This window comes from Aeromonas sp. 130281, assembly GCF_056642115.1.
Genome location: NZ_JBWVQS010000005.1, coordinates 34,983 through 57,447, shown reverse-complemented (window position 1 = coordinate 57,447; position 22,465 = coordinate 34,983). Strand labels below are relative to the sequence as shown.

Genomic DNA, 22,465 nt, shown 5'->3' with positions numbered 1-22,465 from the left:
AAATTGGCTGGCCTTCCATGAAGCGCCTGGGGTGGTGACATCCTCCGGGCCCGGGGCCCGGGGCTTGATCAGAAGGGGGTATCCCCCATGATCCCGGCCCGCTCCATCTTGCGATGGCTGGGGGGGTAGTCCATGGCGGCGTAGTGCTGGGTGCTGCGGTTGTCCCAGATGGCGATGCTGCCCGGCTGCCAGCGCCAGCGCACCTGATACTCGGGGATATAGGCCTGGCTGATGAGGTAGCGCAGCAGATCGCTGCCCCCCATGCTGTAGTCCTGGCCGACGCGCACATGGGCCTGGGTGTGGTAGTTGGTGAAGTGGGTCGCAAAGGCGTTGACGAACAGGATCTTCTCGTCCGTCTCCGGGTGGGTGCGCACCACGGGGTGCTCGGCGTCCGGGAACTGGGCCTTGAGGGCGAGCCGCTTCTCTATTGGCATGGCCGCCCCGAAGCTCGCCTCTATGCTGTGACGGGCGCGCAGGCCGGCGATCTTCCCCTTGATCTCCTCCGGCAGCTGCTCGTAGGCCACCACCATGTTGGCCCAGAGGGTGTCCCCCCCCACGGGCGGACACTCCACGCAGCGCAGCACGCACCCCATGGGCGGTTGGGCGCGCCAGGTGGCGTCGGTGTGCCAGGCGTTCTCGTAGCGATCATTGGGTAGCTCCGGGGACTTGTAGATGCGCACCAGACCGGGGTTGTCCGGATCGCTGCCCGCCACCGGGTGATCCTCCAGCTCGCCGAAGCGGCGGGCGAAGGCCACGTGATCGGCGCGGCTTATCTCCTGCCGGCGCAAGAACAGCACCCTGTGCCTGAGCAGGAGGGCACGGATCTCGGCGAACAGCCCCTCATCGTGAACGGCGTCCGCCAGGTTGACGCCGCTCAGTTCGGCGCCGATGTGGCAGGTCAGTTGTTCTACACGCATGTCTCTCTCCCTGAATGACAAGTCAGTGCTGCAGGCACCGCCCTTGAGTGCGGGCTGGCCTGGGATCCTTGGCCTAGATGATGAAGACGGAGGAGCCCGTGGTCTGGCGCGCCTCCAGATCCCGGTGGGCCGCCGCCGCATCCTGCAGCTCGTAACGCTGGTTGATCTCTATCTTGATCCGGCCGCTGGCCACGTGATCGAACAGCTCCCCGGCCAGGGCCTCCTTCTCGGCGGGATCGGCGATGTAGTCGGCGAGCGCCGGCCGGGTCAGATAGAGGGAGCCCTTCATGGCCAGCAGCTGGGGGTTGAAACCGTCGATGGGGCCGGAGGCGGTGCCGACGCAGACCATGAGGCCGCGGCGTTTAAGAGAATCGAGCGAGCCCATGAAGGTGCTCTTGCCGACGCTGTCAAACACCACGTCGACCCCGGCGCCCCCGGTCAGGGCGCGCACCCGGGTGGCCACGTCTTCACGGCTGTAGTCGATGGTGAAGTCGCAGCCGTGGGCACGGGCCAGCTCGGCCTTGGCGCCGCTGGAGACGGTGCCTATCACCGTCAGCCCCAGCAGCTTGGCCCACTGGGCGACGATGAGGCCGACGCCCCCCGCGGCCGCGTGCAGCAAGATGCTGTCACCTGGCTTGAAGTCGTGGATGCGGCGCATCAGGTAGGCGGAGGTCAGGCCCCGCATTGTCATGGCGGCGGCGGTCTCGCAGCTGATGCTGTCCGGCAGCCTGATGAGGGGGGCGGCCGGGATCAGCCGCATCGTCGAGTAAGCGCCGAGGGTGTTGATAAAGCCGGTGTAGGTGACGCGATCGCCGACGTCGACATTGGTCACCCCCTCGCCCACCGCCTCCACCACCCCGGCCGCCTCGACACCCAGGCCATTGGGCATGGGGATGGGGTAGGTACCGTTGCGAAAATAGGTGTCGGCATAGTTGAGGCCGACCGCTTCATGGCGCAGGCGCACCTGGCCAGGCCCGGGCTCGCCCACCGCCACGTGTTCGTAGCGCAGGACCTCGGGGCCCCCGGTTTCATAAAAGCGAATGGCGTTGGCCATGGCTGTTCTCCAGATTCATTCATGGGTGAAAACATCGTCCAGAGTGAATCTAGGGATTTACATGAACGCCCGCTTTGCATCGGGCGACAGCCACTTTTCATCTCATGACACCCCCCTTCGAATCCGTTGCCCCCCCTCGTGGAAGACGACAGAATCGGCCCTGATCCACCACGGCGGCGCCATGGCACTGGCCAGGCGCACCTGGGAAAGGAAGCGCTATCTGATTGAATAAAAAGTGGTTATCAGAAGAGAAGCCGCTGGTGCCCGCCCATCGACGGGCCTTGGACCTTAGCATAATTGACGTTGACGTAAACGTAGTGTGAGATGAGGGTATTCACAGCCAGCATCCACAGCAGACAAGCACCCCATGAAAGGAGTCACTATGTCCAACCTATCCTCGGCCGGGACGCGTTTTCGCACTGCCCTGGCCAACGAGAAGCCCCTGCAGATCGTCGGCACCATCAACGCCTACATGGCGCTGATGGCCGAACGCAGCGGCTTCAAGGCCCTCTACCTCTCCGGCGCCGGGGTGGCGAACGCCTCCTTCGGCCTGCCGGATCTCGGCATGACCTCCATGAATGACGTGCTGATCGACGCAGAGCGCATCACCGCCGCGACTCAGGTGCCGCTCCTGGTGGACATCGACACCGGCTGGGGCGGCGCCTTCAACATCGCCCGCACCATTCGCGCCTTCGAGCGCGGCGGGGTGGCCGCCGTCCATATGGAAGATCAGGTGGCCCAGAAACGCTGCGGCCACAGGCCGAACAAGGCCGTGGTCTCCATCGCCGAGATGGTGGACAGGATCAAGGCGGCGGTGGATGCCCGCCAGGACGAGAGCTTCGTCATCATGGCCCGCACCGACGCCCTGGCGGTGGAGGGGCTGGGCTCGGCCCTGGAGCGCGCCGCCGCCTATGTGGAGGCAGGCGCCGACATGATCTTCGCCGAGGCGGTCACCGAGCTGGAACAATACGATCGCTTCAAGCAGGCGGCCGGGGTGCCGATCCTCGCCAACATGACCGAATTCGGCAAGACCGAGCTGTTTGACAAGGAGGCCCTCGCTGCCCACGGCGTCGACATGGTGCTCTACCCCCTGAGCGCCGCCCGCGCCGCCAACCAGGCCGCCCTCAACGTCTATCAGCAGCTTCGCCGCGATGGCCACCAGCGCGCCGTGGTCGACACCATGCAGACCCGGGAGTCCCTCTACGACTTCCTCGGCTACCACCACTACGAGCAGACCCTGGACAGGCTGTTCACCAAGGACCTGTCTACCAAGGAATAACACGCCGACCGGCCGTCTCATGCTGGCGGCCGGCGCTTCAACGGACTGAATGAGGAAACATGTGATGAGCGCCCTGCCCGAAACCACCGGCTTCAAGCCGAAGAAATCCGTCGCCCTCTCCGGCACCGCCGCCGGCAACACCGCCCTGTGCACCGTGGGCCTCTCCGGCAACGATCTGCACTACCGTGGCTACGACATCCTGGACGTGGCCACCAGCTGCGAGTTTGAAGAGATTGCCCACCTGCTGGTGCACGGCCATCTGCCCAATGTGGCCGAGCTCGCCGCCTACAAGGCCAAGCTCAAGGCCCTGCGCGGCCTGCCCACCGGGGTCAGGACCGCCCTGGAGCAGCTGCCCCCCTCCGCCCACCCCATGGACGTGATGCGCACCGCAGTCTCGGTGCTGGGGTGTCTGTCGCCTGAGAAGGACGATCACAATCACCCGGGTGCCCGGGACATCGCCGACAAGCTGATGGCCTGCTTAGGCTCAGTGCTGCTCTACTGGTACCACTTCAGCCACAACGGCAAGCGCATCCATGTGGAGACCGATGACGACTCCATCGGCGGCCACTTCCTGCACCTGCTGCACGGGGAGAAGCCCCGTGACTCCTGGGTGCGCGCCATGCACACCTCCCTCATCCTCTATGCCGAGCACGAGTTCAACGCCTCCACCTTCACCGGCCGCGTCATCGCCGGCACCGGCTCCGACATGTTCTCCTGCATCACAGGCGCCATCGGTGCCCTGCGCGGGCCCAAGCACGGCGGTGCCAACGAGGTGGCCTTCGAGATCCAGAAGCGTTACGACAATCCGGACGAGGCGGAGGCCGACATCCGTGCCCGCATCGAGAAGAAAGAGGTGGTCATCGGCTTCGGTCACCCTGTCTACACCGTCTCGGACCCCCGCAACAAGGTGATTAAAGAGGTGGCACGTTCACTCAGCGAAGAGCAGCACAACACCAAGATGTTCGACATCGCCGAGCGGCTGGAGTCCACCATGTGGGAGGCCAAGAAGATGTTCCCGAACCTCGACTGGTTCAGCGCCGTCAGCTACCACATGATGGGGGTGCCCACCGCCATGTTCACCCCGCTGTTCGTCATCGCCCGCACCTCAGGCTGGTCGGCCCATGTCATCGAGCAGCGCATCGACGGCAAGATCATCCGCCCGAGCGCCAACTACGTCGGCCCGGAGGATCTGACCTTCGTGCCGCTCAAGGAGCGCAAGTGATGGTCAACACTCAATATCGCAAGCCCCTGCCCGGCACACAGCTTGACTACTTCGACGCCCGGGAGGCGGTGAACGCCATCGCCCCCGGCGCCTGGGACAGGCTCTCCTACACCGCCCGCGTGCATGCCGAGAACCTGGTGCGCAGGTGCGATCCGACCATCCTCGGCGAGTGCCTCGGCCAGATCGTCCACAACAAGCGCGATCGCGACTTCCCCTGGTTCCCGGCCCGGGTGGTGTGCCACGACATCCTGGGCCAGACCGCCCTGGTGGATCTCGCCGGCCTGCGCGATGCCATCGCCGATCAGGGGGGGGATCCCGCCCAGGTGAACCCCGTGGTGCCGGTGCAGCTTATCGTCGACCACTCCCTGGCCGTCGAATGCGGCGGCTTCGACCCGGACGCCTTTGCCAAGAACCGCGCCATCGAGGATCGCCGCAACGAGGATCGCTTCCACTTCATCAACTGGACCAGGCAGGCGTTCAAGAACATAGAGGTGATCCCGCCGGGCAACGGCATCATGCACCAGATCAACCTGGAGAAGATGTCCCCCGTCATCCACGCCGATCGCGGCCTGGCCTACCCGGATACCTGCGTGGGCACCGACAGCCACACCCCCCACGTGGATGCCCTCGGCGTCATAGCCGTCGGGGTGGGCGGGTTGGAAGCGGAGAACGTGATGCTGGGGCGCGCCTCCTGGATGCGGCTGCCTTCGATCGTCGGCGTCGAGCTCTCCGGCAAGCCCCAACCCGGCATCACCGCCACGGATCTGGTGCTGTCGCTCACCGAGTTCCTGCGCCAGCAGAAGGTGGTCGGCGCCTACCTGGAGTTTCGTGGCGAGGGGGCCGCCGCCCTCACCCTCGGCGATCGGGCCACCATCTCCAACATGGCGCCGGAGTATGGCGCCACCGCGGCCATGTTCTTCATCGACCAGCAGACCCTCGACTACCTGCGGCTCACCGGCCGTGATGACGACCAGGTCAGGCTGGTGGAGACCTACGCCAAGGAGGCGGGTCTCTGGGCCGACGCCCTGGCAGGCGCCCAGTACGAGCGCGTGCTGCACTTCGACTTGTCGACCGTGGTGCGCACCCTGGCGGGCCCCTCCAACCCCCATCGCCGCCTGCCGGTGGCCGAGCTCGCCACGCGGGGCATAGCCGTGGACCTGGACAAGGCCCGCACCCAGGAGGCGGACGGCCTGCTGCCGGATGGCGCCGTGATCATCGCCGCCATCACCAGTTGCACCAACACCAGCAACCCGCGCAACGTGATTGCGGCAGGCCTCTTGGCCCGCAACGCCAACAAGCTCGGGCTTGTCCGCAAGCCCTGGGTGAAATCGTCGCTGGCGCCCGGCTCCAAGACTGTCGCCTTGTATCTCAAAGAGGCGGGTCTCGATAAAGAGCTGGAGCAGCTTGGCTTTGGCGTGGTGGCCTTCGCCTGCACCACCTGCAACGGCATGTCCGGCGCCCTGGATCCCGCCATCCAGCAGGAGATCATCGACCGGGATCTCTACGCCACTGCGGTGCTCTCGGGCAACCGCAACTTCGACGGCCGCATCCACCCCTATGCCAAGCAGGCCTTCCTCGCCTCCCCGCCCCTGGTGGTGGCCTACGCCATCGCCGGCACCATCCGCTTCGACATCGAGAAAGACGTGCTGGGGGTGGTGAACGGCCGCGACATTCGCCTCAAGGATATCTGGCCGAGCGACGAGGAGATCGATGCCGTGGTCAAGGCCTCGGTGAAACCGTCCCAGTTCCGCCAGGTCTACATTCCCATGTTCACCATTGAAGAGGATCGTGGCCCCAAGGTTGCGCCTCTGTACGACTGGCGTCCGCAGAGCACCTATATCCGTCGTCCCCCTTACTGGGAGGGGGCCCTGGCGGGCGAGCGCACCCTCAAGGGGATGCGGCCGCTGGCACTGTTGCCGGACAACATCACCACAGACCACCTCTCCCCCTCCAACGCCATACTGCGCAGCAGCGCGGCCGGGGAATACCTGGCGAAGATGGGCCTGCCGGAGGAGGACTTCAACTCCTACGCCACCCATCGCGGCGATCACCTGACCGCCCAGCGCGCCACCTTCGCCAACCCCCAGCTGGTCAACGAGATGGCGGTGGTGAACGGCGCGGTGAAGAAGGGATCCCTCGCCCGGGTCGAGCCGGAGGGCCGGGTGATGCGGATGTGGGAAGCCATCGAGACCTACATGGCGCGCAAGCAGCCCCTCATCATAGTGGCGGGTGCCGACTACGGTCAGGGCTCGTCCCGTGACTGGGCGGCCAAGGGGGTGCGGCTCGCCGGGGTGGAGGTGATAGCGGCGGAAGGCTTCGAGCGCATTCACCGCACCAACCTCATCGGCATGGGGGTGCTGCCGCTGGAGTTCAAGCCGGGCACCAGCCGCCTCACCCTGGGGCTGGACGGCACCGAGACCTACGATGTGGTGGGGGAGCGCCAGCCGCGCGCCGATCTCACCCTCGTTGTCCGCCGCCAGAGCGGCGAGGTGGTCGAGGTGCCCATGACCTGCCGTCTCGACACCGCCGAGGAGGTCTCGGTCTTTGAGGCGGGCGGCGTGCTGCAACGCTTCGCCCAGGACTTCCTGGCGTCGACGGCGCAACAGGCGGCAAGCTAAGTCCCTGCCCCTCCCCTTTGACAAGGGAGGGGCTGATACGCCTCCCCCTTTTTCAAGGGGGAGGCCGGGAGGGGGTCTCGCGCCCACTCCCGCAAGCCATCAATCCAAATCAGGACGATTTCTATGGCCTACGAACCTCAAGTGAAAATCCCGGCCACCTATATGCGCGGCGGCACCAGCAAGGGGGTCTTCTTTCGCTTATCTGATCTGCCCGAACGCTGCCAGCAACCCGGCCCGGCCCGGGATGCACTCTTCCTGCGCGTCATCGGCAGCCCCGACCCCTACTCGGCCCACATGGACGGCATGGGGGGCGCCACCTCCTCCACCGCCAAGTGCGTGATCCTCGCCAAGAGCCAGCAGCCCGATCACGACGTGGACTACCTCTATGGCCAGGTCGCCATCGACAAGGCGCTCATAGACTGGAGCGGCAACTGCGGCAACCTCTCCACCGCCGCCGGTGCCTTCGCCATTCACGCCAGACTGGTGGACCCGTCCCGCATCCCGGACAACGGCACCTGCGTGGTGCGGATCTGGCAGGCCAATATCCGCAAGACCATCATGGCCCATGTGCCGGTGACAAACGGCCAGGTGCAGGAGACCGGCGCGTTCGAACTGGACGGGATCACCTTCCCCGCCGCCGAGATCGTGCTGGAATTTCTCAACCCCTCCGAGGATGGCGAGGAGGGCGGCGCCCTCTTCCCCACCGGCAACCGGGTGGACGAGCTGGAGGTGCCGGGCATCGGCACCTTGAAAGCCACCCTGATCAGCGCCGGTATCCCGACGGTGTTCGTCAACGCCGAAGAGATTGGCTATGAAGGCACTGAGCTACGCGAGCAGATCAACGGCGACCCCGAGGCCCTGGCCCGCTTCGAGGCGATCCGGGTTGCCGGGGCCCTGCGCATGGGGCTCATCAAGACGCCCGCCGAGGCGGCGACCCGCCAGCACACCCCCAAGGTCGCCTTCGTGGCGCCGGCGAAGGAGTACAGCACCGCCAGCGGCAAACGGGTGAAGGCCGATGAGGTCGATCTGCTGGTGCGGGCCCTCTCCATGGGCAAGCTGCATCACGCCATGATGGGCACCTGCGCCGTGGCCATCGGCACGGCGGCGGCCATTCCCGGCACGCTCGTCAACCTGGCCGCCGGTGGCGGCGAGCGCGAGGCGGTGCGCTTCGGCCACCCCTCCGGCACCCTGCGGGTAGGGGCAGAGGCGCGACAGGTGGATGGCGAGTGGACGGTGACCAAGGCGGTGATGTCCCGCTCAGCCCGCATCCTGATGGAAGGCTGGGTGCGGGTGCCGGGGGATGCCTTCTAGCCCCTTCGCCACCGGCATGAAAAAGGCCCAAGCGATTGCTTGGGCCTCTTTGTGATGATGTTCACCTCAAGGAGTGATCTCCACCTGGCCGCTGGCGGGGCTGCTCCACCACTGATCCGCCTGTTGTTGCGGGCGCGCCACGCACTCCACAAGGCGCGGTATGTTCTTCTTCCCATCGCCACCGATCAGCCGCTTCACCTGATCAGCCGGGCATTGGCCGTCGTCCACATAGGCAACCTTCCCATAAGGGAGCTTGCCCGGCGCGGGATCCTGGCTCAGATAGGTGATGGGAGCCGGCGCGAAATGGGCGCACCCCGACACCAGGCCCAGCAACCCCCCTGACAACAGCACGCTCTTCCATCTGACAGCCATAGGTCATTCCCTCTGTGTGCTCCTGCTACTGCGCGAATCCGCGCAAATGCCCTCCGTCCTTTCGACCCAGCCAGTGTAGTCACCGATCACCACCGACCAATAGGCTCCCCGGGCGGCGCACCGACGGATCCAGACACAACAAAAAAGCCCAAGTGACAGAGTCACTCGGGCCTTTTACTTCATTGCGCCATTTGGGACGACAAGCATCAGTTCATTGGCAACATGCACGCCCATGCTTGCCTTCTTGCCCTCAGGCTGCCGCCTGATGATCTGGCATCAAGGCTGCAGCCTTATACAGGCACCGTAGCTTTGTACCGTCGTGGACCAGCCCGATTCTGCGCCAGTGGCCAGGTTCTTGGTCGTCGCCCCCCCACCATTGCCCCAATACTGGTAGCTGATAGGCCAGCCGTGAGCCGTCATATCACCCAAAGTGCCGTAGAGCTCCCTCAACTCATCCATTGTGGCCAACGTCAAGTTCCACCCCGTCTGGACGTTACAGAACGAACCTGCTTCCACATACCAGTAGGTGATATGGCTCAGACCGGTAGAAGCATCTATGGAGCCACTGCGATACCACATACCTAGCGAGCTTCCTTCGGTTGTGCTCAGTGGCGGGACGAAAATCTTGTTACCTATGGTGATCAGGTCCCCGCGCACCGTCAACGAGGCAGTGGCACTGAAGGATTGCCCATACCGATTCAGGGTGGCCTCCATTGTGGTCTGCCCGTTTGATACTCCCATGGCGATACTTGGAGCTACATCCGGTGACGAGGTCACCAGGCCGGGGCCGGGTGACCAGATGAGTTGCGGATCCTGGCTCACATCCTGCTTGCTGCCATCCGACATCAGGGCATTGGCGCGAAAACGCATCTCGGCACCAGCCGGCATGCTGAAGGTGGTGCCGCTACGCGGATTGCCATCGGGCTTCGCGGGCAACACTTCCAGCCCCACGACAGTCACGCTATTCGGAGCCAGCTTAACACAGGCCACATACTGGGCGTTGGCGTCACTGTAGGCCCCCTCATCCGCACCATTAATCAGATTGATGGCATGGTGAGTGCCCGCGTACTGCCCCATGGTGGCCGACCAGTAACGGGTCTCGGTCGGCCAGCCCGCGTAAGTTTCCAGGTCACCGAACTCGCTGTGCAGCCCCTGCAATTCATCCCGGCTCGGCAGGTAATAGCCACCGCCCAGACTGGCGCAATAGGCATCGGCCTGCGGCCAATCCAGCAGGGCATAGGTAATGCCGTTTTCGGTGCGTGTGGCGGTATAAGGGATGCTATCGGCATCGGCCTTGGACTGGGTCAGTGGACAGGTCCAGGTCTTGCCCGCCCCATCAATCAAACCATCCGTGGTGCAACCGGCCCCCGTCACCGTCAGCTCGGCCGTGTCGCCAAGTCCGGAGCCATCTTGCGTCATCGCCGTGATGGTGCTGCTGCCCACCGCCACCCCGGTCGCCAGGCCGGTGTTGCTGCCGATGGAGGCGATGGCAAGGTCACCGCTGCTCCAGCTGACCGAGGTGGTCATGTCCTGAGTGCTGCCATCGGACAGGGTCGCCGTGGCGTCGAACTGCTGGTCTTGCCCCACCGAGACAGTCGCTGTCTTGGGAGTCACGGCCAGCTCTGTCATGACGGCGTTGGTCACCGTCAGGGCCGCGCTGCCGGACTGACCGCTGACCATGTCGGTGGCCGTGATACTGGCGTCCCCCACGCTCACCCCGGTCGCCAGCCCGCCGATGACGGTGGCCACCCCGGTGGCATCGCTGCCCCAGCTGGCAGTATCTGTGATGTCCTGGGTGCTGTTGTCGGACAGCTGGGCTGTCGCGGTGAACTGCACACTCAGCCCGGCCGGCACAGTGGCCGGATCCGGCGTGACCACCACTCCCGTCACGGCGGCATCGCCCACCGCCAGTGAGGCGCTGTCGCTCAGGAAGCGGCCGTTGACACTGCCTGCGGCGCTGATATAGGCCGAGCCCAGCGCCACCCCGGTGGCCAATCCGCTGGTGCCGTCGACGGTGGCCACGCCGCTGTCGCTGCTGCTCCAGCTGATATTGTCGTTGCCTGTCATCTCCTGACTGCTGCCATCCGACAGCCAGGCGCGTACCGTGAACGGCTTGCTCAGGCCCATAGATACCGCCTCTATGCCTGGGCTCACTTCCAGGCTGGTCACCTCGGCACCGCTCACCGTCAGGGACGCGCTGTTGCTGACGGTGACGCCATTGACGACGGCGGTGGCACTGATGTCCGTCGTGCCCACCCCCACCCCGGTGGCCGTGCTTGCATGGAGACTGGCAACAAGGGGATCGCTCACCCAGCTGGCGCTGCTGCTCATCGGCAAACTGGTGCCGTCCGACATCAGTGCCGTGGCTTCATAGCGCTGGGTAGTGCCAATCGCTACCGAGCCCCTGGCCGGAGTTACCTGCAAGGCGGTGACGGTGGCGTCGGTGACAGTCAGTTGCGCGTGACCGCTCAAGGGCTGGCCGTTGACCCTGGTGCTGGCGCTGAGGGTGGCGCTACCGACCTGGGCCCCCGTGGCCAGGCCGGCGGCACTGATGGTAGCCATACCGGGATCGCTGCTGCTCCAGCTGGCATCCAGCACAGGCTGACTGCTGCCATCGGACAGCATGGCGGTCGCGCTGTACTGCTGGGGCAAACCTATCGGCGCCCTCAGGCTAGGGGGCGTCAGCTGCAGTGCTGTCACGGTGGCATCGCTCACCTTCAACTGCGCCGAGCCAACGATAGGCTGACCATTGAAGGTGCCCGCAGCCGTGATGGTCGTGGTGCCGGCACTCACCCCCTTCCCCTGCCCCCAGAGATCCTGCTCATTACTGACGGTGGCGATGGCGCTGTCACCACTGCTCCAGCTTACGATGTCCGTCACCACCTGACTGGTGCCATCAGAGAGCACGGCGGTGGCGACCAAGGGCTGTGCCAGGCCAACCGCCGTCGTACTCGCTGCCGGAGTTACCTGCAAGGCGGAGACGGTGGCGTCGCTCACAGTGAGCTGCGCCGCACTACTGACCGCCTTGCCCTGGAAGAGGCCGCTCGCACTCAGGCTGGCCACGCCCGACCCTATCCCGGTCGCCAACCCTTGCGCGACTGTGGCGGTGCCTGCATCATCGCTGACCCAGCTCACCTCAGGGGTCACATCCAGGGTGGTGCCGTCGGAGAGCTGCAGGGTGGCTGTAAAGCGCTTGCTCAAGCCCGCCGCCACCTGAGTAACAGGGGGAGCCACCTGCAGCCCTATAGCCTGGGCATTGCTGACCTCCAGCTGTGCCCTTGCCTCGACAGGGGTGCCATTGACCCCCACTCCTGACGCCGTGATGGTGACCTTGCCAGGCGCAACTCCGGTCGCCAGCCCTGTGCTCGTGATGGTCGCGATGGCGCTGTCGCTGCTGCGCCACTGAAGGTCGCCAAGCGCCGTCACATCCTGCACCTTGCCATCGCTCATCACCGCCTGCGCCACATATTGCAGCCCCAGTGCCACCGGTATGCGTCCCTGGGGCGGGGTTACCTGCAGCGAGACCATGGACGTCGCGCCGCTCCCGGACTCCGGCTGTGATGACGAGTCGTCATCTCCCCCGCCACAGGCGGCCAGCAACAAGGCCACCATGGACGCGCATATCCACATGAATAGTTGTTTCATCGTAAGTCCTAATAAGCTGTTCAACTTGTATGCCTGGCCCCCTGTCCTGTCGTCTGGGCAAGCGCCCTATTGCGACGCAGCAGAGACCAGCCTGAATCATCGGGACCAGGCCATCACAAGGGCACATGAAAACGAGAGAACCGGATTCACCGGGCTATCGAGCAGGGTGAGCTGTGGCTGCCAACGCGGGCATGGGGTCAGACAGAGATCATCAGAGGGCACGCCATGGCCTGGATCCTCTGGCCGGGTCCAGACAGCCACTGGGGTTATGGATATTCCACATTCAAGACGGCCTGGGCGCTGAACACCCCGGGTTGTGGCAGGGCGCCTGTACCAACAGGGGCCGCATAGAAGAGCACAGTCCCCTCCCCGTTGAGCAGAGGCACCGACAGTTTTCCCGTATTGGGCACTATCCAATCGCCGCTGTCGGCCACGTCACTCTGGGTCGAGAGAGCCACCCCCAGCCCCGCCTTGCCGGTCTCTATCAGCGCAGGGTTTTCCGCAGAGGCCGCCGCCTTCACACTCAGCGTCACCCCTGTCCCCATGTCCACACAGCTGATGGGCATAGAGACCGTCTGGATCAAGCCAGGTTGAGAGGGAGGTGCCCCCAGTCTGATGCTGCTGGACGGGAAGGTGCCGAAGTCCACGATTTCTGCCGCGTTGTTGTTGATGATGCAACCCGGCTGGATCAGGGTGGCACGCACCTCAATTGTCACATCTGCCGCCCCGGCAAAAAAAGTGGCTCCGCACAAGGCAAGGCTGATGCTCACGGCTATCTTGCTGTTCATTACGCCCGCCTCATTGATAGGATAAAGTGACACCCACGAGGGCCGTCGCCGTACCGGCCGTCATCTCCCCGGTCCGGATATAGCGAAAACCGAGGGGGAAGTTGAATGTGCCACCCTGGGGACCACTCAGCCCCAACCAGACTTGATTTATGCCGTGGTTGCTGGCGTCATCGGGACCCAGCGAATAGGACTTTCCGGCCCCTGGATTGACCACTTGTACCCCCAGCCCTCGGGCGGTACTGTCGGCAGTCAACCCTACTATGTCGGTTCTATTGCTCGGGTTGGTCTGATCCGAGAGTGTGAAGTGGAGCTCGACATTGGGATCGCACTGCAAGGTGATCATGGTGGGGATAGTGCTGGTAGTGCTGCCAACGACGGAGAAATCACGGGCACTCAACTCACCGAAGTCGATGTAGGTATTAGCCGGAGAGGTCACATCGCACCCCCGGGCGGCAACATTGACAGTAAAGGCACGCTGCCCGACACGATCCTGATATACGCGTCCCGTGGTATCCCGACACTCCACTCCAATAAACGCTTCCATCTGCGGGATGATATAGGTCCCTGCGGGTAACTCGCCGGGCATGGCATACAAGACATAGCGAAATCGTGCATCAATCGCCTCAGTGCCAGGTGCCCGCGTTGAATTGGGCGTCGGATACCAGGTGGTCCTGTCCCAGGCAAGGGGCACCGCATCGCTCTCTGGGGCAGAGGTGTCCCGGGTCGGGACAATGACCCCAAAATAGGGGTTGCCAGACTGCATAAGGGTATGGACTTTGCCATTGAACAGAACGGTATAAGGTGTCGCCGCTGTGTAACTGAATATGTTCCCTTCTATATCCTTGATAATTCCATCTGAGGGGTGGCAGGTATTCGATGTGGTGACACCTGCATTCGCCACCTGATAAGCCTCGGTATTATTCTCTGGCACTGTGATGGTTATTTGACCGCTGGGTGGCCCCAGATATGTTTTGGCCGAGACGGTGGATGCATGAAATACACTCACCATCATGCTTCCCCATATTCCGGCAACTATGGCCAAAGGTATCAACCTGGTGACGGCACTCTTGCCGCCCATATAGGCACCCTGGTCATCTGAAAAATAATGACACACCCTCATTACTCACACCTTTATTTAAATAACAGGAATATCTATCAAGCATTCAGGATAAATACCGACGATGCGTCTATTTATTCTGATGACACGCTATGGCTAACCGGGTGATGGGCGCCTGCTTCGCCGGTTCCGGCAGCAGATAATCAGCCCCGCAGCGCTGCTCCTGCCCGGTCCCCCATCGGATATCCAGGGATCCCGTGGGAGCCAGGCCAGCCAGGTATACCACCCCCTCCTCACTCACAATGCCCGATACGCCCTCCTGCTCGCTGACAACACGCGCGCCAAAGGGAACGGGTTTGCCATCTAAAGCAAGCGCAAACAGCGCTCTGCTCCCTTTCTTGGTTTCAAGCGTTGCGCGCACCAGGGCGCCATCGGTTGGCACCACCATAGTGACGGCTTCATCCACCTCCACGTCGTCCTGCAACGAATTCACATCCAGCGCGACGCGGTTCAGGCGATAGCTGGAGGCATATGGGATGACGGCATAGCCATCAGTGTCGGTGACAGTACCTATAGTGTTCTCAATCTCGACACCCTCTGCCCCCGGGGCCGCCACCAGAATATTGGTGTTGCCAAGTGGCTGGCTGAAGGTCACGCCGTCCGCATGCACCACAACGCCCCCAGTTCCGCCATAGGTCACCTGCTGCTTGTCCTCGCTGTAGTTATATCCGAGCTCAATATCGCCTCTGGCTCCCTGATACTGGAGCTGTGCATTGCCACTGGAACCCACGCCCTGGTTGGTATATCCCTGCTGAACGCTGTAATTCAGATTCTTATTTTCCAAAGCGGTTCCGCTCAATCCGATTCGGTTTGTCGTCCGCCCATCCGCATCGTAGCTGACACCATAATCAGCGTAGGCAGAGGCGTAATCATCCGAGGTTGTCAGCCATCGTCCAACCGGGAGGGAGATATTCAGAGAGATGACCTTGTCTTCCTCAGGTTCAAAAGCGCTCTGGTTATAGCTGTAAGCGAGAGAGTAAGTGATGTCTTTCCACACACCGGAATAACCGAGTTGCAGATATCGGTCCTCTTCATCGGTCTCCCAATAGTTTTGCACTCGCGCACTCAAATAGACTGACTCGGCATCCCCTATCTGCTGGGATATGCTGCCCTCCAACCTGCCGCGCTTGGCATAATTGAGGTCATAGCGGCTGATCGGCTCATCATCATGGCCGGAATCGTCCGAATCATTGTTACCGTCATCCAAATCACCAGACATGGACTTATAGGTGCTATCGGCGAAGGTGTAATATCCCTGCGTAGAATAATGCGCCCCCAATAGCTGCACATCAGTGCCAAGATCCACCAATGATTTGGCATAAAGCAGGCTGAAGGATTGTCCTTGTGTCTCGCTTTCATCCGGCAGTACTGTATTTGCATAAGATAACTCGGCAGAGATGGCACCGAGATCCCCCATGTTTTTTCCAATCCCAATCGCAAAGGAGTAATAATCCGACGACAGTTGTGTTCCGCCAAAGAGCGTCACCGTTTCCTGAACCCCCATGGCGAGGGATCCCTGAATAAACTCAGGCTCTTCCTGCATATCGCTGCCAGAACGATACCTCCCTACCGTCACATCATATTTCACCCGGCCTTCACGGAGTAAGGTTGGAATAGATGCAAAAGGCACAACATAATGGTTGATACTGCCATCATTTTCCTTCACTTCCACATCAAGGTCGCCGTTGGCTGACGTCGCAAACAGATCCTCAATCAGAAATGGGCCCGGAGGAACATGGGTCTGGTAAATCACATAGCCATTTTGCTTGACGGTGACGCTGGCATTGCTCTTCGCAATGCCATGTACCGTGGGTGCATATCCCTGCAGACTGCTGGGGTACATCTGTTCATCTGATGCCAGCTGCACACCACGAAAACCCACGCTGTCAAATATGTCGGACAGGGTGCTGCTATCACCGATGACAAGCTCACTCTTCAATGGAATGATGGCCCGCGTAATATGATTGCTCACACTCTGCAATTCGCTCGATTCATCGCCCTTGTTCCAGGTCGAATAATTTCTGAAGCGCCACGCCCCCATATTGATACCGGTGTTGAGTGCAACAAAGCTGTCATCACCTATATCCTCCTTGCCGACGCTGTGGCTGCCACTGAACATATAGTTCAGCATCAATGCGTTGATACCTTCATCCCACAGATCTTCCGAGACTTCGCCCAGCACGCGCCGACTCATGGCGGCCTGCGGAATACTCACATCGAGCCGCAAACGCTCAAAGTAAAAGACATAATCGGCCCCGGGGATCAGCTCCCGAATATCGACAGACCCGGCCATCTCCTCCCCCATGGCGGGCTGCCCCTCTGACAGCGCTTGCTTATCTACACCGAAGTCAACCAGATCATCGACGGAGAGGACAGGCCGCAAACCATCGCCATCTTTTCTGGATGTGCTGACGGCGAACACCACATCTCTGGTATCCACAAACTGACCGTTCAGAAATATATCGACCCGGTAGGTTCCCGGTAGCTGTTCATTTTGTTCAAATGCTGCCAGATCCGCCACCGAGGACGGATCACCCGACAAGAATGCAGGATTAAACTGGACATCGGCCTGAGCATCAGAGATCAGGCCCCATCCCACCAATAATAAGGACAGTGGCTTCGAATACGACATGGCTTGCATCCATTACGATTTAGGGCAAATGGACGGCTTGGTTTGAGAACCGTAATCATTGATTGATTGAAATGTCACATTCCCCACCAAGTTGTCGACGTCGACACGCTCAGTCGCCAATGGTGGGACCATCATGTTGGCGATTCTTGTCTTTCCTACCTGCAGATTGACCATGGTGACAAAATAGGGCGACGGGTTGCGAACCGTCAGCATGCGGCCCTCCAGATTACAACGCAGCATGGCGGGCGCCTCTATCGGCGGCACGGCGAGCCCTTGGGGTCGATAAAACAACTTGATGACACTCTGGGTGGCAATTTGCAGGGTATTGCTATTCTGAGCCGCCTCTGAAACAGCGGGGATGGCTTTGGCATTGAGATAATAAAGACTTTCACGATCGGTGGGCAGCGGATTTGCACCCACATAAATAATTCTTAAGGTGTTCTCTTTTTTCGGCATCAATTTAAAAAGGGGTGGCGTGACCACAAAGTCATTGCTTTTCTTCCCCTCACTCTCCGTGAACCAGGACTGAATCAAAAAAAGTGCCTTCTCATCGGTGTTGGTCACGGCCAACGACACCTGCTTATTGCCTTGAGGATATATAACGCGAGTGGCACCCAACACCACACCACCCGCATGAATGGCAGTACTGATGAAATAGAGGGCAACCCCTATAATAAGTGAATGCATGTTTTTGTGCGCTATCATAAATACCTCTCAAGGATAGGCGACTAAAAAATAAACTGGAACGCTGACTGGTGACTCACTGGACATGGGCACCAAAAATTTGAATTTGGAGTGGAACCGGAATACAGGACCATTTACGAAACGCAAGAGTGTTGGATCATGGGCAACCTGAATGACCACCCGACCATCGGACCAATTCCAGGCCCCCTCAACCTCATTCGATATCCCGACATCATCTGTGCCCTCATCCTCGACACCACTAAAACGAACACTCACATTCTGACTGACCGCAGAGGAGCATTCGCTCAACCGAATATCAAACAACTTGGCATCGGTCCACTCTGTGGATGTGATACGCCCCTCTTGCCACGATATCAGCTGCGCTGTTTCGGGTGCGCCAATGGCACAGGTTGAATAAACGACGCGCCCCTCAAGGTTCACATCGCCGGCAGTTAGTACTCGCTGGCCCCCCTCTGCCGCGACACCCAATGGCGTCATGGCGACCAAAATGGACAGCGACATCCCTTGCAATGCTCTTAGCACCGACGGCCCCTTCGAAACGATCGATAACAAGGAGATGGCCCAATAGATTGCTGAGCCCAACTCACCAAAAAGGTGCCTCGCCTTCTGCACCCGGATCCTCTGCTACCTGCTCTCACGACCCCAGACCGTCAAACGACCATGAGCATTCATCAGTCAAGAAGGCTGCCGGTGATACCAGTACCCCATTGCCTTCTCGGACGACGGAAGTACCACGGGTGAACGAAGAGAGGAGTGTCATTGCGTGACAGCAAGTGCCTCTACGACTGACCCTCAACACAGAGACAATCTGCAACCTGAATCTGGGACATGACGGAATGGGTGGCTCCGACAAGGAGCCACCCAGCCAATTCCCTTACTCGTAATGCACGTTGAAATTGGCCACGCTGCTGACAGGGCCCGGTGTGACCACAGTGCTGGTGGAGACATAGTCGACCGACAACGGTATGACGGTGGTCCCGTTGACCAGGGTCACCTTGCTTGAGGGCACACCGGTATTGATCTCCAGCACGGCACTGTCCGGCCCCATCAGCACGAGACCCACCCCCTGTGCAGCACCAGAACCCGCCGAGTTGGCCAGTACAGAGGTCTTGCCGGCGACTGTGGTGCCCGTGAATGACACTGCGGCCGTGGCCTGTACACTCGTATCGCAGTCAACCAGTTTGATTTCGAAATTTTCCGGTTGATTCGCAGGCGCATCCGCCGCGCCGTTAAAGGCGGCAGTACGTACCTGATCCAGATAAACTGTTTGATCCAGGGAGTCGGAGCTCACCGCACAGGCCGCATTGACAACCTCACCGTTGAAATAGACTGTGCCACCGGTAACTGTTGTCGGTGGTTCAACAGCGAACGCATTCAGACTCATACCGGAGGAGAGCACAACGGCCATGGCCAACAGGGACTTTTTCATAAAAACCTCAAATGAATGTGTAAATTAATAAGCGCCAAAGTCTATCCCTCAGAAAAATACATTCTGAGCATTTAAATAAATCTGGCAAACGCCTAGCAGTAAATAAACGCCTATGTCACTGACAAAAGTCACCCTGAAAAATATATCTCCCTGATATATCTTGTTTTATTAACTTGTAATCATACTGCTCCACGACGCCGTTAATAGGTGCCACGGCAGTCAGCTAATCAATACCCGCAAGAAGCACGCCTCTCAGAGGAAGGATGAACATGGCATAAAAACAGAGGCATCATCAATGCATCCGTATATTGGATGCTGTCATATATGGATCATGCTCGTGTTGCTAGAGTGGCATCCTCTATATCAGGCCATTTGGCCTTGCACAATCTAGGATACCAGCGCAGGGAGTTATTCACGTTTTGATATGAACAATAAATCTTTCCCTCATCTGCTAGTGCCAGCAAGTAGAGCCGCGCCGAATAGATGGTCTCATTGCACGCATCTGCTATTTCCCGCGTCTTGGGCCAATCATCATAATGTGGTATATTTCCTTCCACCGCAGGGCATAACGTCAGCAACGCATCATAAATATTCTGTTTTTTGACGTCACTCTTTTTCACAATATTCTCGATTACCATATTCTTGTGGCTGATGTTATGAATATTCAATAAAAACTACGTATTATCAGTTATATGAATTCATTTCGCAGGGTCAGCAGAGGCTCGCCTCGACAAATGCATAAAACAGTGCCGAACGTGTCACCCCATTTTTTTCCTCCAACAACTGCCTTATCTGCCTGCGTTGTGACTCCGTCAAGGTTGGTATTTTTTTAGCCTGGGGCTCAGGTCTCACGAGCTGCTTTATCGACTCGCCTGCCTCCACATTTACCGTCAACACCAATTTCAGGACCTCATCGACCACGGCCTCGTGCAGAGGATTTATCGCCCCGCCATATCGCACAAGGTGGCTCAAGCCACGGCAAGCCGACACTTTCGACGTGTGATGTGTCTCAGGATCGAAGTGAATGAAGAGATAACCTGGAAATAATGGCTCCCAAACGGACCTTATTTGACCAGGGCGATCCTGCCTTGGCTGACGTATGCATATCTGGGGTATCAGCACCTCAATATCCAGATTCGCCAGAAATGCTTTCACCTTGGCTGCATTATGTTTCCCTGTCTTGTGACAGGCCAGATACCATCGTTCCACAGTGATTCGTTCCCATACCCATTATCGATGGATGCGCACCGAAAACCGGCAACAAGGGGGCAAGCTCCGCCAAAACCGTGCCCGGGAGCACAATCTAGATGACATGAATTTGGTGACAATATGAGAGTGCCAATTAATGCCCTCACCTCGATTGAAATAATTCCAATCGAGACTCGCAAACAGAATTAAACTCTGACATCCACATAATATCCATCAAAAAGATGAATTAAAAGACAAAAATCAGATCAAAAAACCATAAATACACCAAAAACAGCAGTAAAATCTAAATGCGAAGCCTAAAACGACAGATAGCCCGCTCATGGGAACGATTCCTCGATATATTCGATCGAGATTAGCCGATAAAAAAACGTTTACGATCAGAAAAACGCTGCTTTTTATAAGCAATAACTGAACTCTGACTTAATGAAATTTAAATTAAGATATTCAGAAGCTGGCTCATGGATATAATGATTAGTTTGTGATTGATTAACATTAAAATAACAATCCGCCAATAAAATATATCACCTCAGAATAAGGAAACATTTGAGGCCTTAATTCGACAGACTCAACAACCTGCACCGTCGCTCATTTTCCTTTCTCCATCGCTTGCAGCTATTCTTGTCCTCCATCTCCGGGGCTGGCTGGCGAGTTTCTTCCCTTCATGACGCCAGACATGAGAGTAAGCAGCGGCTCGCACTAAAATGGCTTCAGGCGACATCTAGTAGGGGGTTGTCGGGGAGGCGAGATTGAGCGACCGAGACGATGGCGTGAGATAGCAGGCCCCTCATCGCTTTGCATATACACGTCGGTTGTACCAGGGTGATGGGCACCGACGACAAAAAGGCCCCTTTGCGGGCCTGTTTGAGCAGCAGGCCAAGCGGCCTATGCGGGGAGCGGCGGACACAGCAAAGCCCGGGCAATCTCGGCCGGGTCTATGAGTGAAGCGGCGCCTGTCCTGGCGCCGTCCGACAAGACAATAAGGCAGGATCCCGCGCCCGGTTTGGGTACCGACGGCAACCCGGGAGTGGCCGGGCCCCTGCCCCAGGGGGCGTCACTGCCCGCCCTTCATGACCCCCGTCTCCCAACTCATTGCCCGTAATAGCGTTCCAGCAGCGCATCGACCTCGGCCACGGAGATCTGCATCTGGGGCCAGCGCTCGCCCTTCTCCCTGATAGCCTGCAGGCTCTCCCTTTGGGGGCGAAGCTGGCTGCCAAGCCGCCGGTTCAGGGCCTCGTAGCGGGCGATGACAGCCTGCCGGCTGAAGAGGCCCGGGGTCAGATCCAGCTGGTAACCCCGAAACAGCTGCTGCAACCCCTGATAGACCGCCAGGTGATAGACGGAGTGGTGATCTTCCTCCTCGAAGTAGCGGCTGGTGACGTGCAGGTTGTGGCCGGGGTGCGCCACCAGGCTGCGTGCAAACTGCCGCAACTGATCCCGATGAAACTCGGAGCGGCCAAACCCCGGCGTGAAGGGGTTGTTGGCCACGGCGACAAACAGCGAGGCGGGATGCTTGAGCGGACCAAGCAAGGCTCGCTCGATGCGCTGGTAGTTGGCCGGATAATCGAACCACAGGCTGGCATCGATGGCGATGTAGCCCTGGAACTGGCCGCTGTCTCTGGCCACCACGTCCAGGGTCAGCAGGCCCCCGAGGGAGTGACCCACCAGCAGGGCCGGCGAGGCGGTGCGATAGCGGTGCTCGATGAGGGGGCGCAGCTCCCGGGTCAGGTATTCCATGAACGCCGGACCGCCGCCGGTCTTGGCATAACCGGCGCCGGCCGGCGCCCCATTGGGCAGCACCAGGGTGTGGCTCGGGGTGTAGTCGCGCATCCGGTCGGTATTGTGCACCGCGACGATGATGAGAGGCGGGATCGCCGGGTTGAGTCCGGCCCGCAGGGCCTGGGTGATGCCCGCGACCTCCAGCAGGAATTTCTCCCCATCGAGCAGATAGAGCACGGGAAAAGCCTGCTGCGGCTGTTTTTCATAGCCCTCTGGCAGATAGACGCTGTATTGCCGCGCCTCCCCCAGCAGGGTCGAGTGGTGGGTGAAGCGCTCGGCGTAATGGCGCATGTCGGCCTGGGCAGACGAGAGAGTGATCATGGTGAGCAGTATCGCGATGAGTCTTGTCATAGGGTGAATCGGACGAAGTGGGTTCGGATAGAGGACAACA

At 60.1% G+C, this 22,465-nt stretch carries 17 protein-coding genes; 4 read left to right on the top strand and 13 right to left on the bottom strand.

Going from position 1 to position 22,465, the window contains the following annotated elements; all coding sequences use genetic code 11:
* Window positions 1-68: 68 nt before the first annotated feature.
* Entirely contained in the window at window positions 69-917 is an 849-nt protein-coding gene (locus tag AC1IN8_RS14155) for a TauD/TfdA dioxygenase family protein (protein WP_479759276.1), read from the bottom strand.
* Window positions 918-990: 73 nt separating this feature from the next.
* Window positions 991-1,971, bottom strand: coding sequence for a quinone oxidoreductase family protein (locus AC1IN8_RS14150; RefSeq protein WP_265436789.1), 981 nt, complete (start codon window positions 1,969-1,971; stop codon window positions 991-993).
* 382 nt (window positions 1,972-2,353) lie between these two features.
* Here AC1IN8_RS14150 and prpB point away from each other — a divergent pair, with 382 nt between their 5' ends.
* The 4 genes from prpB (at window position 2,354) to prpF (ending at window position 8,401) form a co-directional block, all read left to right on the top strand.
* Complete coding sequence (gene prpB / locus AC1IN8_RS14145) at window positions 2,354-3,250, top strand: methylisocitrate lyase (RefSeq protein WP_265436790.1); 897 nt, start codon at window positions 2,354-2,356, stop codon at window positions 3,248-3,250.
* 64 nt (window positions 3,251-3,314) lie between these two features.
* Entirely contained in the window at window positions 3,315-4,472 is a 1,158-nt protein-coding gene (gene prpC / locus AC1IN8_RS14140) for a bifunctional 2-methylcitrate synthase/citrate synthase (protein ID WP_139439516.1), read from the top strand.
* Window positions 4,472-7,090, top strand: a complete 2,619-nt coding sequence (gene acnD / locus AC1IN8_RS14135; RefSeq protein WP_479759274.1) for a Fe/S-dependent 2-methylisocitrate dehydratase AcnD — start codon at window positions 4,472-4,474, stop codon at window positions 7,088-7,090. The genes prpC and acnD overlap by 1 nt, the downstream gene beginning before the upstream one ends.
* 123 nt (window positions 7,091-7,213) lie before the next feature.
* Entirely contained in the window at window positions 7,214-8,401 is a 1,188-nt protein-coding gene (gene prpF / locus AC1IN8_RS14130) for a 2-methylaconitate cis-trans isomerase PrpF (protein WP_479759272.1), read from the top strand.
* 66 nt (window positions 8,402-8,467) lie between these two features.
* On the opposite strand, the gene AC1IN8_RS14125 is transcribed toward prpF, so the two are convergent.
* From AC1IN8_RS14125 to AC1IN8_RS14075, 11 genes are all read right to left on the bottom strand, one after another.
* A complete protein-coding gene (locus AC1IN8_RS14125) occupies window positions 8,468-8,773 on the bottom strand; it encodes a DUF6719 family protein (protein ID WP_479759270.1) in 306 nt (101 codons plus the stop codon).
* A gap of 276 nt (window positions 8,774-9,049) precedes the next feature.
* Window positions 9,050-12,418, bottom strand: a complete 3,369-nt coding sequence (locus AC1IN8_RS14120; protein WP_479759268.1) for an Ig-like domain-containing protein — start codon at window positions 12,416-12,418, stop codon at window positions 9,050-9,052.
* 266 nt (window positions 12,419-12,684) lie between these two features.
* Window positions 12,685-13,206, bottom strand: a complete 522-nt coding sequence (locus AC1IN8_RS14115; RefSeq protein WP_319916032.1) for a fimbrial protein — start codon at window positions 13,204-13,206, stop codon at window positions 12,685-12,687.
* 10 nt (window positions 13,207-13,216) lie between these two features.
* On the bottom strand, window positions 13,217-14,326 hold the full coding sequence (locus AC1IN8_RS14110; RefSeq protein ID WP_479759266.1) for a fimbrial protein: 1,110 nt from the start codon (window positions 14,324-14,326) through the stop codon (window positions 13,217-13,219).
* Between the two features lie 67 nt (window positions 14,327-14,393).
* On the bottom strand, window positions 14,394-16,955 hold the full coding sequence (locus tag AC1IN8_RS14105) for a fimbrial biogenesis usher protein (protein ID WP_479759265.1): 2,562 nt from the start codon (window positions 16,953-16,955) through the stop codon (window positions 14,394-14,396).
* Between the two features lie 12 nt (window positions 16,956-16,967).
* On the bottom strand, window positions 16,968-17,660 hold the full coding sequence (locus tag AC1IN8_RS14100; RefSeq protein ID WP_479759263.1) for a fimbrial biogenesis chaperone: 693 nt from the start codon (window positions 17,658-17,660) through the stop codon (window positions 16,968-16,970).
* A gap of 9 nt (window positions 17,661-17,669) precedes the next feature.
* Complete coding sequence (locus tag AC1IN8_RS14095) at window positions 17,670-18,161, bottom strand: fimbrial protein (RefSeq protein WP_479759261.1); 492 nt, start codon at window positions 18,159-18,161, stop codon at window positions 17,670-17,672.
* 373 nt (window positions 18,162-18,534) lie between these two features.
* The gene (locus tag AC1IN8_RS14090; RefSeq protein WP_265436801.1) at window positions 18,535-19,089 is read right to left on the bottom strand and encodes a fimbrial protein; all 555 of its coding nucleotides are present in this window, start codon (window positions 19,087-19,089) and stop codon (window positions 18,535-18,537) included.
* 329 nt (window positions 19,090-19,418) lie between these two features.
* Window positions 19,419-19,709, bottom strand: a complete 291-nt coding sequence (locus AC1IN8_RS14085; protein ID WP_479759260.1) for a FaeA/PapI family transcriptional regulator — start codon at window positions 19,707-19,709, stop codon at window positions 19,419-19,421.
* Between the two features lie 91 nt (window positions 19,710-19,800).
* Window positions 19,801-20,298 carry a transcription termination/antitermination NusG family protein gene (locus tag AC1IN8_RS14080; RefSeq protein WP_479759259.1) on the bottom strand — a complete coding sequence of 166 codons (498 nt, stop codon included), beginning with the start codon at window positions 20,296-20,298 and terminating at the stop codon, window positions 19,801-19,803.
* 1,086 nt (window positions 20,299-21,384) lie between these two features.
* The gene (locus tag AC1IN8_RS14075; protein WP_319912500.1) at window positions 21,385-22,425 is read right to left on the bottom strand and encodes an alpha/beta hydrolase; all 1,041 of its coding nucleotides are present in this window, start codon (window positions 22,423-22,425) and stop codon (window positions 21,385-21,387) included.
* Window positions 22,426-22,465 lie beyond the last annotated feature (40 nt).

Bases quoted from the DNA above. Each gene is read 5' to 3' on its own strand.
- AC1IN8_RS14155 (WP_479759276.1), bottom strand. From the start codon at position 917: ATGCGTGTAGAACAACTGACCTGCCACATCGGCGCCGAACTGAGCGGC.
- AC1IN8_RS14150 (WP_265436789.1), bottom strand. From the start codon at position 1,971: ATGGCCAACGCCATTCGCTTTTATGAAACCGGGGGCCCCGAGGTCCTG.
- prpB (WP_265436790.1), top strand. From the start codon at position 2,354: ATGTCCAACCTATCCTCGGCCGGGACGCGTTTTCGCACTGCCCTGGCC.
- prpC (WP_139439516.1), top strand. From the start codon at position 3,315: ATGAGCGCCCTGCCCGAAACCACCGGCTTCAAGCCGAAGAAATCCGTC.
- acnD (WP_479759274.1), top strand. From the start codon at position 4,472: ATGGTCAACACTCAATATCGCAAGCCCCTGCCCGGCACACAGCTTGAC.
- prpF (WP_479759272.1), top strand. From the start codon at position 7,214: ATGGCCTACGAACCTCAAGTGAAAATCCCGGCCACCTATATGCGCGGC.
- AC1IN8_RS14125 (WP_479759270.1), bottom strand. From the start codon at position 8,773: ATGGCTGTCAGATGGAAGAGCGTGCTGTTGTCAGGGGGGTTGCTGGGC.
- AC1IN8_RS14120 (WP_479759268.1), bottom strand. From the start codon at position 12,418: ATGAAACAACTATTCATGTGGATATGCGCGTCCATGGTGGCCTTGTTG.
- AC1IN8_RS14115 (WP_319916032.1), bottom strand. From the start codon at position 13,206: ATGAACAGCAAGATAGCCGTGAGCATCAGCCTTGCCTTGTGCGGAGCC.
- AC1IN8_RS14110 (WP_479759266.1), bottom strand. From the start codon at position 14,326: ATGAGGGTGTGTCATTATTTTTCAGATGACCAGGGTGCCTATATGGGC.
- AC1IN8_RS14105 (WP_479759265.1), bottom strand. From the start codon at position 16,955: ATGTCGTATTCGAAGCCACTGTCCTTATTATTGGTGGGATGGGGCCTG.
- AC1IN8_RS14100 (WP_479759263.1), bottom strand. From the start codon at position 17,660: ATGATAGCGCACAAAAACATGCATTCACTTATTATAGGGGTTGCCCTC.
- AC1IN8_RS14095 (WP_479759261.1), bottom strand. From the start codon at position 18,161: ATGTCGCTGTCCATTTTGGTCGCCATGACGCCATTGGGTGTCGCGGCA.
- AC1IN8_RS14090 (WP_265436801.1), bottom strand. From the start codon at position 19,089: ATGAAAAAGTCCCTGTTGGCCATGGCCGTTGTGCTCTCCTCCGGTATG.
- AC1IN8_RS14075 (WP_319912500.1), bottom strand. From the start codon at position 22,425: ATGACAAGACTCATCGCGATACTGCTCACCATGATCACTCTCTCGTCT.